This window comes from Mesorhizobium sp. M8A.F.Ca.ET.057.01.1.1 (genome assembly GCF_003952565.1).
Taxonomy (GTDB): Bacteria; Pseudomonadota; Alphaproteobacteria; order Rhizobiales; family Rhizobiaceae; genus Mesorhizobium.
Genome location: NZ_CP034454.1, coordinates 5,831,706 through 5,844,941 on the forward strand (window position 1 = coordinate 5,831,706; position 13,236 = coordinate 5,844,941).

Below are 13,236 nucleotides of genomic sequence, written 5' to 3' on the forward strand. Positions count from 1 at the left end.
TCAATGGCTTTCGCGCGGAATGGCGTGGCCACGGTTGCCGACCAGAAAGTCGAGATCGGCGCCACGGTCGGCCTGCAGGACATGGTCGACATAGAGGCCCTGATAGCCGCCGTGCATCGCCGGCTCGGGCGGCTGCCAGGATTGACGCCGCCGCGCCAGCTCCTGTTCCGACACGTCGAGATGCAGCTTCCGCGCCTCGACATCGAGTTCGATCATGTCGCCGCTCCTGACCAGCGCCAGCGGACCACCGACGGCGGCTTCGGGTGCGGCATGCAGCACGACCGTGCCGAAGGCGGTGCCGGACATGCGGGCGTCGGAAATGCGGATCATGTCGCGGACGCCCTTTTTCAGGAGCTTTTGCGGCAGCGCCATGTTGCCGACCTCGGCCATGCCCGGATAGCCTTTGGGGCCGCAATTCCTGAGCACCATGATCGAGGCCTCGTCGATGTCGAGTGCGGGATCGTCGATGCGCGCCTTGTAGTCGTCGATGTCCTCGAAGACGACGGCGCGGCCGCGATGCTTCATCAGGGATGGCGAGGCGGCCGACGGTTTGATGATGGCGCCATCGGGTGCCAGATTGCCACGCAGCACCGCGATACCGCCGTGCGGCGTCAGCGCCCTGTCGCGCGGACGGATGACCTCGGGATTGTCATTCCGGGCGTCGGCGATGTTGTCGCGTACGCTCTTGCCGGTGACCGTCAGTGCGTCGAGATCGAGCATGTCGGCGATCTCTTTCATGACAGCCGGAATGCCGCCGGCGTAGCAGAAATCCTCCATCAGGAAGCGGCCTGATGGCATCAGGTCGAGGATGGTCGGCACATCGCGACCTAAGGCATCCCAATCATCGAGGCTGAGTTCGGTGCCGACGCGGCCGGCAATCGCCAGCAGATGCACGACCGCATTGGTCGAGCCGCCGATGGCGCCATTGACGCGGATGGCGTTGCCGAAAGCCTGCTTGGTAAGAATGGCCGACGGGCGCAGATCGTCATTGACCATCTCGACGATACGCCGCCCGGTCATGCGGGCGATGCGATTGCGGCGTGCGTCGACGGCGGGATAGGCGGCGTTGCCGGGCAACGCCAGCCCGAGCGCTTCGACCATCGAGGCCATGGTCGAGGCCGTGCCCATGGTCATGCAGTGCCCAGGCGAGCGCGACATGGCGCTCTCGGCATTGGCGAAATCCTGCTCGCTCATTATGCCGGCTCGCACATCCTCGGAGAATTTCCATACATCGGTGCCGGAGCCGATCTGACGACCCTGGAAGCGGCCATTGAGCATCGGCCCACCGGAAATGACGATCGACGGCAGGTCGCAGGAGGCGGCCCCCATGACCAGCGACGGCGTGGTCTTGTCGCATCCGGCCATCAGCACGACGCCGTCCATCGGATTGCCGCGGATCGCCTCCTCGACATCCATCGAGGCGAGGTTGCGGAACAGCATCGCCGTCGGCCGCAGATTGGATTCGCCGCAGGAGAACACGGGGAATTCCAGAGGCAGGCCGCCGGCCTCCAGCACGCCGGCCTTGATGTGCTCGACCAGGGCGCGAAAATGCACATGACACGGGGTGAATTCGGAGAAAGTGTTGCAGATGCCGATCACCGGGCGGCCATCGAAAGCGTCGTCGGGCAGCCCGTTGTTCTTCATCCAGCTGCGGTGGATGAAGGCATCCTTGCCTTGGCCACCGAACCAATGCTGCGATCGTCTCCTGGTCATGGTCTTTTCCCGGTGCTCAGGCGGGATGCTGGAGCTGGCTCAGCCCGCCATCGACGACAAGGGTCGCCGCGTTCATGAACGGGCACTCGTCGGAAATCATGAACACGGCGGCAAGCGCGATCTCGCCCGCCGAGGCAATGCGGCCACCGGGATGCAGCGCCATGGTGTTGGCGCGCGCTGCCGCCGGATCAGGAAAACCGTTCCAGTAATCGATGGCCTTCTGCGTCTCGACATAACCGGGCGCCAGCGCGTTCACGCGCACGCCCTGCCCGGCATATTCGAGCGCCAGCGATTTGGTCAGCCCAAGCAGGGCGTGCTTGGCGACGGGATAGGGGAATGTGTGCGGGATGATGGTGAAGCCGTGGGTCGAAGCGATGTTGAGGATCGCCCCGCCGCCATTCGCCAGCATGCCCGGCAACACCGCCTTGCTGCAGTTCCAGGCACCCTTGACGTTGACGTCGAAATTGCGGTTCCACTCCTCTTCGGTGGCCTCCAGCGGCGTCGAGAAAACGTTCATCCCGGCATTGTTGATCAATGCGTTGATCGGACCAATCTCGGCGTTCGCGCGTACAACGGCTACTTCTATCGCCGCCCCGTCGCTGATGTCGGCTGTCGCATGCCCGACATGCCCCTTGGGCGCCACGAGGCCCGAGACGGTCTTGTCCAGCAACGTGCCGTCCTGGTCGACGAGGAACAATTTGGCACCTTCGGCAAGACAGGCCTCGGCGATGGCCAGCCCAATGCCTTGCGCGGCGCCCGTCAGGAAGATGCGTTTGCCGGACAGGCGCTCAGCCATGGGTGTCCCTCCAGTCGAAGACGGTCAACGCCGGCCCAAGGCCGACGAACGCAGATTATCGAGCAGCACGGCGAGCAGCAGGATCACGCCGCGCACGATGTACTGGTAAAAGGCCGGGATGTTGAGCAGGTTCATGGCGTTCTCGGCGATGCCCATGATCAGCACGCCGACGATGACGCCCGACATTGTGGCGCGGCCGCCGGCAAGCGACACGCCGCCGAGCACGCAAGCCGAGATGACAGAGAGTTCAAGCCCGACCGCCGCGTTGGGCTGTCCGGAGGTGATGCGTGACGCCAGCAGGATCCCGGCGATGCCGCAGACGACGCCTTGCAAGGCGAAAATCCAGATGCGCGTGCGGTCGACATTGACGCCGGCCAGCCGTGACGCTTCGGGATTGCCCCCAATGGCCAGCGTGTTCTTGCCGAACACGGTGCGGTTGAGCACGAAGCCAAAAATGCCGAACAGAACCGCCAGCACCCAGACGGGCGTCGGTATGCCGAGGAATTTCGACAGCGCGAGCTGATAGAAATCCGGGCTGTTGATGCCCACGGCGCGTCCGTCGGATGCGATGAGTGCAAAGCCGCGCACGATCTGCATGGTCGCCAGCGTCGTGATCAGCGCGTTGATGCGGAATTTGGCGATGACGACACCGTTGATGAAGCCGACGAAGGCACCGCAGGCGATCGCCGCCAGCAGCCCGAGCAGGATCGAACCTGTGTAGTTCGATGCCATCACCGCGACCATGCCGGCGAAGGCAACGATGGAGCCAACCGACAGGTCGAAGTCGCGCGCCGCGAGACAGAACATCATGGTGCAGGCAACGATGCCGACGGTAACCACCGACTGCAGCAGGCCAAGCATGTTGCGGTCGGTGAGGAAATTGGGAACCAGCAGCGAGACCAGTGCGAAGGCAACGACGAAGATGACGACGAGCCCCTGTTCGCCGAGCAGGATCTTCTTCAGCTGATCGGTCATGTCAGGTCCTCAGGATGCGATGGCGTCGGGGGTTTTGGTGTCGGGAAGTGCCGCGGCCAGGATCGCCTTCTCGGCAAACTGGTTGCGCGCAAGCTCGGCATTGATGCGCCCGCCGCACATCACCAGGATGCGGTCGCAAATGCCCATCACCTCCGGCAGTTCGGACGAGACGACGACGATCGCCATGCCATCCTCGGCAAGCTGGTAGAGCAGTTCGTAGATCTCCGACTTGGCGCCGACGTCGATGCCGCGTGTCGGCTCGTCGACGATGAGGACGCGTACGCCCTGCTCCGACAGCCAGCGGCCAAGGATGACCTTCTGCTGGTTGCCGCCGGAAAGGTTGATAATGTCCTGCTTGCGCGATGGCGTGCGCACCTTGAGCTTCTTGATGAAGGTTTCGGCCGTGGCGATCTCGCTGGCGCGGTTCAGGATGCCGAAGCGCGCGTGATGGCGCCGCGACGAGATGTTGATGTTCTCCTCGATCGAGCGGCCCTGGATGATGCCGTCATGCTTGCGGTCTTCCGAACACAGCACGATGCCGGCGCGGATCGCGCCATGCGGATCGGCGGCGTGGATCGCCTTGCCATCCACCGTGATGGTGCCGCCCGAGCGCGGGTCGGCGCCGAAGACCAGCCGCATCAGTTCCGAGCGGCCGGCACCGATGAGGCCGAAGAAGCCGACGATCTCGCCGGCCCTTGCCTCGAAACTGGCCGGCGTCTTCAGTTTTGCGCCGGAGATAGCTTCGACCTTCAGCCTGATGTCGCCGGCCTTGCGTGGTCGAAAACCCCAGATGTCGGAGATTTCGCGACCGACCATTTCGGCGACGACCTGGTCGCGGGTGACGCCTTTCAGGGATGCGTGGTGCGCCGCGAGTTTGCCGTCGCGCAGCACGGTCAGGCTATCGCAGAGGCGGAACACCTCGTCGAGTCGATGCGAGACATAGATGATGACCTTGCCCTCGCCGCGCAGGCGGTCGATCAGGGCAAACAGGATTTCGCTTTCGCGCGACGACAGCGACGAGGTCGGCTCGTCCAGCGCAATGACGCGCGCATCGAGCATGATCGCCTTGGCGATCTCGATCATCTGGCGTTCGCCGATCGACAGCGTCTTGACCTTGCGGCTGATATCAATGTCGATGCCGGCCGATTTCAGCTTGGCGCCGACATCCTCCAGCATCTTGCCGCGCGCGATGACGCCGGCGCTGGCGGGAAAGCGACCGAGGCTGAGGTTCTCGGCGACGGTGAGTTCCGGAACGAGCTGCAGTTCCTGATGAATGACGATGACGCCATTGTCGAAGGCATCCCTTGTCGAGGCATAGGCCTGGACCTTGCCGTCGATGCGGATCTCGCCTTCATCCGCATGCTGGTCGCCTGACAGGATCTTGATCAGGGTCGATTTACCGGCGCCGTTTTCGCCCATCAGGCCATGCACGGCGCCCCTGTCGACGCCGAACGAGACGTCCGACAGCGCCTTGACACCCGGATAGGTCTTGGTGATGCGCGAGAAGTCGAGAAACGACACGGGCGTCGATCCTTTTTATGCCACGGCAAACCGGCGGCGGCATGAGCTGCCGCCTGTTTGTACAGGGAGGATTATTCGATGCCGAGACCCTGGCGGACCTTCTGGTAGTCGTCGCGTTTGGCCAGCGCGCCGGAGGTCAGGATCAGCTTCTCCGGTTCCTTGTTGTTGGCGACCCAGTCATACATGTTGAGCGCCGTCTCGTAGCCATGGCGCTTCGGCGAGATGATCACGGTGCCGACGAAGCCGGTGGCCGTCGGCTTCTTGAATTCGTTGATCGCCGAATCCGCGCCGCCGATGCCAACGCCGATCATGCCGTCCGCAGGAATGCCGACGCTTTCGGATGCGCGCACGGCGCCGAGTACCGCTTCGTCGTTGAGGCCGAAAGAGATCCACTTCTTGATGTCGGCATGGGCGTTGAGCACCACCGTCGCGGCATTGAGGGCTGCTTCGGTGTCGGTCTTGGCCTGGGGAGCGTCGAAGATGTTCTCGGCCTTGAAGCCGTTGGCCTTCAGCACCGAAATGGCACCTTCGACACGGTCGACGGCGGTCGGCAACTGGTCATAGGAAACGCGGATCGCGCCAACTTCGTCGGCCTTCCAGCCGCGCGCCTTCATCTCATCGACGATCGCCTGGCCGACGGCCTCGCCGATCTTGGTGGCCGAGATGCCCATATGCGGCACGTCTTCGAGCGCCTTGCCGTCGGCGCCGACCAGACGGTCGTCGACGGTCATCAGCTTGAGATTGTTGGCGGTGGCCTTGGCGACGATGCCGGGGCCGAGCTTTACGTCCGGCGTGCAGACGATGAAGCCCTGGGCGCCTTGCGCGCCGAGATTGTCGATCGCCGACATCAGCTTCTCACCGTCCTCGGCGCCGATCTTGACGAGGGTAAAACCCTTTTCCTTGGCGGCCTGGTCGGCGAACTTCCATTCGTCCTGGAACCACGGCTCCTCGGGCTGTTTGACGATGAAGCCGATCTTGGTGTCCTGAGCATATGCAGCGATGGTCGTGACGGACAGCACGGCAAGTGCGCCCGCGACGAGCGCGGTCTTCAGAAGTCGCATGATTACCTCCCAGCGATGGCCGGGCGCTCAGCCCGGATGCAGGAGTCTCTAATTGTTTTTATCATACTCGTCAATTGATCTGGTATGATAATTAAGATACATGCTCTGACCAAGGATCGCTGGCGCAAATCATCCACATCCGGTAAGGCCGGGCCGGTTGTGCGAAATCAGTGGGTTCGCCGCCTTGGAGGAGGGCTGAGGTGACCGAAACGTCTAAGAAGGTTTCAGCCGACACGGCCACGCGCCGCCCGCGCGTCATGCCCGATGTGACGAAGGCGATCGCCTCCGACATCTTTTCCGGGCGCTATCCGGCCGGATCGTCCCTGCCCACCGAAAACGAGCTCGGCGTCGAGTACGGCGTCAGCCGCACCGTCATTCGCGAAGCCCTGAAGGTGCTGGCCGCCAAGGGCCTGGTGCTGTCGCGGCCGCGCGTCGGTACCATCGTGTGCAACGAAGACGACTGGAACATCATCGACCCGCAAGTGCTGGCCTGGCATGCGCCGCATGCATTGGACGACAAGCTGTTCGATGCCATCCTGGAGACACGCCGGGCCATCGAGCCGCTGGTCGCCGAGCTTGCCGCCACGCGCGCGACACTGCAGGAGATCGCCAATCTGGAAGCCGCGTGGCGCGGCATGGCTGATGCCGGCGAGGACCTTGCCGCCTTCTCGCGCAGCGACATCGCTTTCCACCAGATCGTCTATGCCGCCAGCCACAATCCGATCTTCCGCCAGATCGGCAATCTGATCGACACCGGGCTGAAATTCTCGCTGGAAGCGACGGCAACCATCTCGTTCGACCGCCGCATGGAAGCCGTGGCGGCGCACCGCGAAGTGGTGGAAGCGCTGCGCATGCGCGACGCCGAGGCGGCGCGTGGTGCCGCCAATCGGATCCTCGACCTTGCGGCGCGCGACCTCGTCAGCGCCAAGAAACTCAAGAACAACTGAGACCGCGCATGAAAATCATCTCGCTCACCACCTACATCGTTCCGCCACGCTGGCTGTTCCTGAAGATAGAGACAGATGCCGGCGTCACCGGCTGGGGCGAGCCGGTGGTCGAGGGCCGCGCGTTGACCGTCGAAGCGGCGGTCAAGGAGCTTGGCGATTATCTCATCGGCAAGGATCCTCGCCTGATCGAGGATCATTGGACGGTGATGCATCGCGGCGGCTTCTACCGCGGCGGGCCGATCCTGATGAGCGCCATTGCCGGCATCGACCAGGCGCTGTGGGACATCAAGGGCAAGGCGCTCGGCGTGCCCGTGCATGAACTGCTCGGCGGCAGACTGCGCGACACCATCAAGGTCTATTCCTGGATCGGCGGCGACCGGCCGGCGGAAGTGGCGGCTGGCGCCAGGGAAGTCGTGGCCCGCGGCTTCCTGGCGCTCAAGATGAACGGCACGGAGGAACTGCAGATCGTCGACAGCCACGACAGAATAGATGCCGCCGTCGAACGCGTCGCGATGGTGCGCGAGGCGGTCGGGCCCAATATCGGCATCGCCGTCGATTTCCATGGCCGCGTGCACCGGCCGATGGCCCGCATCCTCGTCAAGGAACTGGAGCCCTACAGGCTGATGTTCATCGAGGAGCCGGTGCTCAGCGAAAACCGCGAGGCGCTGAAGGAGATCGCCGCCCTTGGCTCGACGCCGATCGCGCTCGGCGAGCGGCTCTACAGCCGCTGGGACTTCAAATCCGTGTTCGAGGAAGGCGTCGTCGACATCATCCAGCCCGATCTGTCGCATGCCGGCGGCATCACCGAGTGCCGCAAGATCGCGGCTATGGCGGAGGCCTATGACGTGGCGGTGGCGCCGCACTGCCCGCTCGGACCGATCGCGCTCGCCGCCTGCCTGCAGCTCGATGCCGTGAGCTACAACTGTTTCATCCAGGAGCAGAGCCTCGGCATCCACTACAACGCCGCCAACGACCTGCTCGACTACGCCGCCAACAAGGACGTCTTCCGCTACGAGGATGGCTATGTCGCCATCCCAGACGGCCCGGGGCTCGGCATCGAGATCGACGAGGACTATGTCAAGGAGCGGGCCAAGGAAGGCCACCGCTGGCGCAACCCGATCTGGCGCCACAAGGACGGCTCCTTCGCCGAGTGGTGACGGGAGGGGTCCTGATCATCCATGGAGCAGCGAGGTAGCCGCCAAGCTATCACATGAACAAACGTTCGATCCCACTGACACAACCATGGAACTTCATCCGTTCGCACGTTTCGCTGATATGGGCAATTGCACACGTCTTCGCCAGTCGGCGCTGCCCTCGCCTCGATCGCCTCTGGCGGGCTACCGTGGCCAGGAACCATATTCACCCCTTTGCGTTGTAGGCAATGCTTCTCCACGACCACATCAGCATGGCGCGACGCCACGTTCTGGATGGCGAGCGGCATATCGTCCGTCAGCATGAACGAATAAACCGACTGCGGTCCAACAATCTCCCGACAGCGGACGCTTTGAAGTTCCTGGATCTGTTGGAACAAGTTCACGCCCTCCAGCGGCAACACCTATCACAGCTATTGTCGGAACCGGACCTGTCGCAGGTGCTGCAGGGTCCGACGGAGGGCGTGCTCTCGATTTCTCATCCAATCGTCCAGCTTGCGCTAGAGCTTCAGAACGAAATCAGATTGAGGCTGGTAGTTAAGCCTCCGAAGAGCACGCTTCACTAGCTGCCTACTCATTGGCTGCCATCATGCAGCGCCGAAGCGTCCGGCACGCTCTTGCGCCTGCCTGTGCGCTCAATGGTGGGCCAGCAATGTGCGGCAATGCGGATTCGGTCGAGCGCTTCCTGCCGAGCCCGCTCCCGCTCGAGCCTGAACTTGTCGGGCAGCGGCCAGTCGGCCGGCTTCCGCTTTCATGCACCATTTCTGGCCGGTGGATGTTGCATAAGCGGCGACTTATTCGCAAGTGGAGACCTTGAAAGCAGGATCCGAGAATCACTGACCAAGCGAGCGCTCTTTGCGATCACTTCGTGGGTATTGCGCAACAGTGCGGCGTGCCGCTCTTCGTGCTCCCGTAGATTGTCGAGCAAGGCGGTCATTCGCACGTGTTGAGGCGAGCCTTCCATGGTTGCGCAACACACCATGGCACGACTTGTTCCCTCACGGGCTCGGCGTCCAGCCCTTCCGTTGCTCAGGCGTCACCGCATGGTTTGTGAACTTGAGGTTCCGACCGCCTGCCCAGTGCGGCGACGTCGACCACTGCCCTACGCCTTCAAGCCAAATCATCGCGAATAATATGCCAATGAGCTAGGCCCCGGCCTGCAAGACCGATGTGACACAGGATTCGCAGGCCGAGCCTAGCGCCCCGCAGGAAGGGCTTTTGGGGGCACCTTGGGCAGGTCGGGGCGAACGGAACATTGCGCCCTATCAGCTGGCAGCGCTTTAATGCATGTTATCGAGCGAGCAAAATTAGAGGTTGTTTGATTAAGCTGCCGCTCGCGCCAGTGTTATGGCATGGCGACCGGCGACATCAAGGTAGGCGACACTGTCGCCATCACGGCAACTGTGCGGAGCGCGTCACCGAGGACAGGGTAGGCCTGCTGATCCCGTCATATCACCAACCGTACTCGATCGTGGACACGTCGCCGAACATCAGCAGTGGGCAGAAAATCGAGCTTGTCGGCGAGGTCACGCGGGTCGACGAGCACACCGTCACAGTCGGCGGCCGGGGTCTGGGGATAGCCGTCAGCCGGGACGCTGTGCGCAAGCGCTAGTGCAACAGCATCGCGCCGACGATGGCTGTGAAAGGCGCTGCCCGAGCCTCGATCGCCCTCTGGCGGGCTTCCCTTGCCATCGCCATGCATTGCAGAGCGAACTACCGATGTTCGCCTCGCAACCTTCTGTCACGATGCACGTTAGAGCGCGGCTGAGGGCTAACCGGAGGAGTGCGATGGACAGGATCGGTAACGGCGGCAATGGTTTTGAGGCGTTCATGGTTTTCATGGTCGGCCTCGCCGCGATAGCCGCCAGCATATCCATCTACGTCACCGGCCTTTAGGCACTCCACGAGCCGAGTCACAGGCAAGGGCGTCCAGAATGGCGGCGGCGCTGGGATGAGGCTGAAAGCGGGAGGCGGCGGGGGAGACAGTGGCGGCTAGTAGAACCCGCTGCCTAGTCGTGAGCGGGCAGCGGGCTATAGTTTCGGTGGGTGGAGGCCCATCGGGCTGCGAATGTGCCGTTCGCTGCCGGCCCCGATGGTTAGCCGCTTTTGCACGGATCAACGCCTTATTGATTCGTAAGGAACATGCCGACGTCAGCGACGTTTGCGCGCATGGCTCTCGTTACCGGATTTGCATCCGCAGTGGTGGTTCTGTTTGTCGTCCTGCTGTTCACGCACGCAGCCCGAGACCTTCAAAGCTCGCCAATCTATCACAGGATATGTCGCCGACTGCGCCGAGTCCTTTAGCGCTTCTTCAGCTTCGGCGTAATGACCTCGACGTTGGCATTTCGGGAAAGGGCGTCCAGCCGTTACGCTTCTGAGGCAATACCCGGCGTCCCCCAGCCATCGGTGCCGAACAGGTCCCGTGGTGTTCCACTGGATTAAACACTCCCGAAAAGGGAAAGTGTCTCAGTTTGAAATTAGCCCCATTTGCGTCCGGTCGGAATGTTACCTCAGCCAAATAGGTCGGCATATTCGTCAATGGCGAGAAACGCCCTGTGGACCAGTTCCGGGTCCAAGCGTTCATCCACAACCAGATAATGGAAGTCCCTGAAAACGCCAGCGAGGCTTTGTGCGCCACGCATCTTGCGGCGAGCTTGTACCAACACCGCGCCCCCCTTGTTGGAGTATCCGTTAGTCCAAGCTACTTGGCCCTCGCCGACCATGCGGCCAACGGCGACTTGGCCGCGCATAGCGGACTCGTCGTCCCATCCGCTCCAAGCTATCAATGCCTCATGCGCCTTCATGGGATTCCCTGTGCTTTGCGGTAAGCGTAGGGCTTCAACGCTCGGGGTTCAAACTCGATCCTGTGGCATCGAAATTTCGAACTGATACCCTAGCCGAAAGGGAGCCGGCTTGCGTGCTCGCAGAGACCAGAAAGCCCGCCATGCTGGCGGGCTTTCCGACCGGCTCGGGCCAGAGAGTGTCACTATGGCCTTTGCCTGGCAATGTGTAGCTCTAACGACGGGCGATCAGCAAGCAAAGTTGCCTCAGATCACGGTCGTAGCTCCCTTCGCTGCTGAGTATGTCGGCGCAGCGCTTCTTCATCCGCGCCAACTGAGTGCCCGACATTTGGGCAACCTTAGCTGTTACGCCCGGCGTAACACCGGGCGGAACACCAAGGGTCCCCGGAGTGACGGGCGTGCCGGGTACAGTCCCGCCGACACCAACCCCGGCAATCACGCCGTTACCCACGCCGACACCTGCTCCGACGCCGACACCGCTGGTGCCCCCGACATTGGCACCAAGGCCGGCAGTGACGCCACCAGTGTCACCGACGTTGGCCCCGGCTCCCGCGTCGATACCGTTGCTGCCGCCAACCGAAGCGCCAAGACCGGCGCTGACGCCGCTTGCTCCGCCAACATTCGCCCCGGCTCCCGCGTCCACGCCGCCCGAACCGCCGATGGATGCGCCTGCACCGGCGCTGATGCCGCCAGAGCCTCCGATCGATGCACCAGCCCCAGCGTTAACGCCTCCGCTCCCGCCCACAGAAGCACCGGCGCCCACGCCGATGCCCCCGGCTGAAACCGGAAGCGACAACGTCAAAATGAATGCGCTGCTAGCCAGAGCTCTGGCGAAGGTCTTCACGAAAGAATTCATGATGCTCTCCTGTTAGCGTTTGCCTCATCCAGCCATTCGGTGGCTGTGTGGCTAGTAACGAGCCTTGGAGCTTATCCGGTTCTTAAGAAGATGCTTATATTCCGGCAAAGGGCTTCTAAAATATAACCACAGTCGATCAAACTTTAATGACCTCCGGCAACGAGCTAGGTCCTCGTCTCTATGCGATCAACCCGGCGGCTATCGGAATACCTTGCCATCGTGACTATGATCGCGGTCGCGCTATGGTTCATAGTTCATAGTTCACAATTGGCCGACCGATATAATGATGTGATCGCGAGGGCGACCGCACTGATGAGCGCGCGCTTTGATTAGCGGCGGCGGCGTTGGTGGCCCAAGTTCCCCGCGGTACCGGTCGATGCTGCCCGTCATGACTGGTCACCTCCGCTCGAAGATGTAAGAGACCGTTCCCTTTCTAGCACTGGCCGACATGCAGGAATGGCCATCGCTGTTTTGGTGGCAGGAATGGGAACCGAGGAACGGCAGGAATGGGAGCTGGGAAGCTATTTTTGATTTGAACGTACCCGATATTCCGCGCGGGGGTGCCGAGGGGGCCAGGCCTTCCAATAGGCCATATGAGCGGCAGAAGCAGCCTTGTTAATTCGCTGTTTTTATTCGGTTAAACTTTGGTGGAGCCAATCGGGATCGAACCGACGACCTCTTGAATGCCATTCAAGCGCTCTCCCAACTGAGCTATGGCCCCACTCCCGGCGGTCTGCCGGCGCCGTTTCCGGCGAGAGATCGGCGCGGGTTGGAAGACCGCGCCGTTAGTGCAGGCGGCTTCTAACCCCGCCTTTCCCAGATATCAAGCCTTCATCGGCGGCTTTTTCTTCACAGGCTGTGAAAGCCGGCAAACGCTTGCGTTCGAGACCTTGTCAGACCTCGTCGTCGTCGTCGCCGACGCCGATCATGTCGGAAACGTCGTCCTCTTCTTCCTCTTCGTCGGCGAGGAACGTATCGTCCTCGTCGTCGCCGAGATCGACATCATCCTCGTCGTCGCCGAGATCGGGAAGATCGTCGCCGCCCTTGGCCTCGTCATCGGCCTCTTCAAGCGAAACGACTTCGGCGCCCTCTTCGTCCTCGGCGTCCACTTCCTTCTCAGCCACTTCCTCCTCCTCCTCGACGGCGGCGATCTTGCCTTCATCGAAATAGGAACGCGGATAGCTCTTGCCGGTATAGGGCGAGACGATCGGGTCTTTGTTCAGGTCGTAGAATTTCCGGCCCGTTTCAGGGTCGATGCGTTTTGTGCCAAGTTCGGTTTTTGCCACGGCAAGCCTCGTCAATAAAAGAGTGGTCCCCTTAACCACTGTTTGCAGCGCTGTCAAAGCGAAAAGCCGGGGTCACAAAACCAAGCATTGAAAGGCCTCGCGCCAAGTGACGACCATGGGGATGACCAT

The 13,236-nt window shown here is 62.2% G+C and carries 10 protein-coding genes and 1 tRNA gene; 2 read left to right on the forward strand and 9 right to left on the reverse strand.

Features of this window, described 5'->3' with window-relative positions; translation table 11 throughout:
• The 5 genes from araD to EJ077_RS27705 form a co-directional block, all read right to left on the reverse strand.
• Complete coding sequence (gene araD / locus EJ077_RS27685; protein ID WP_208697843.1) at positions 1-1,713, reverse strand: L-arabinonate dehydratase; 1,713 nt, start codon at positions 1,711-1,713, stop codon at positions 1-3.
• A gap of 16 nt (positions 1,714-1,729) precedes the next feature.
• On the reverse strand, positions 1,730-2,509 hold the full coding sequence (locus EJ077_RS27690) for an SDR family oxidoreductase (protein WP_208697845.1): 780 nt from the start codon (positions 2,507-2,509) through the stop codon (positions 1,730-1,732).
• Between the two features lie 24 nt (positions 2,510-2,533).
• Positions 2,534-3,484 (reverse strand): L-arabinose ABC transporter permease AraH, encoded by a 951-nt coding sequence (gene araH / locus EJ077_RS27695; protein ID WP_208697848.1) that lies wholly within the window; start codon positions 3,482-3,484, stop codon positions 2,534-2,536.
• A gap of 9 nt (positions 3,485-3,493) precedes the next feature.
• Positions 3,494-5,005, reverse strand: coding sequence for an L-arabinose ABC transporter ATP-binding protein AraG (araG, locus tag EJ077_RS27700; RefSeq protein ID WP_208697849.1), 1,512 nt, complete (start codon positions 5,003-5,005; stop codon positions 3,494-3,496).
• Between the two features lie 71 nt (positions 5,006-5,076).
• On the reverse strand, positions 5,077-6,066 hold the full coding sequence (locus tag EJ077_RS27705) for an arabinose ABC transporter substrate-binding protein (protein WP_208697851.1): 990 nt from the start codon (positions 6,064-6,066) through the stop codon (positions 5,077-5,079).
• Positions 6,067-6,266: 200 nt separating this feature from the next.
• Between EJ077_RS27705 and EJ077_RS27710 the strand changes: the two genes are divergently transcribed.
• Together EJ077_RS27710 and dgoD are read left to right on the forward strand one after the other, a co-directional pair.
• Positions 6,267-7,013, forward strand: a complete 747-nt coding sequence (locus tag EJ077_RS27710) for a FadR/GntR family transcriptional regulator (protein ID WP_208697853.1) — start codon at positions 6,267-6,269, stop codon at positions 7,011-7,013.
• Positions 7,014-7,021: 8 nt separating this feature from the next.
• Positions 7,022-8,170, forward strand: a complete 1,149-nt coding sequence (dgoD, locus tag EJ077_RS27715) for a galactonate dehydratase (RefSeq protein ID WP_208697854.1) — start codon at positions 7,022-7,024, stop codon at positions 8,168-8,170.
• 2,504 nt (positions 8,171-10,674) lie between these two features.
• Here dgoD and EJ077_RS27720 read toward each other — a convergent pair.
• From EJ077_RS27720 to EJ077_RS27735, 4 genes are all read right to left on the reverse strand, one after another.
• Positions 10,675-10,968 (reverse strand): hypothetical protein, encoded by a 294-nt coding sequence (locus tag EJ077_RS27720; protein WP_208697855.1) that lies wholly within the window; start codon positions 10,966-10,968, stop codon positions 10,675-10,677.
• A gap of 211 nt (positions 10,969-11,179) precedes the next feature.
• A complete protein-coding gene (locus EJ077_RS27725; RefSeq protein ID WP_208697856.1) occupies positions 11,180-11,821 on the reverse strand; it encodes a hypothetical protein in 642 nt (213 codons plus the stop codon).
• Between the two features lie 645 nt (positions 11,822-12,466).
• Positions 12,467-12,542, reverse strand: a tRNA-Ala gene (locus tag EJ077_RS27730).
• Positions 12,543-12,714: 172 nt separating this feature from the next.
• Positions 12,715-13,107, reverse strand: a complete 393-nt coding sequence (locus EJ077_RS27735; RefSeq protein ID WP_208697857.1) for a TIGR02300 family protein — start codon at positions 13,105-13,107, stop codon at positions 12,715-12,717.
• Positions 13,108-13,236 lie beyond the last annotated feature (129 nt).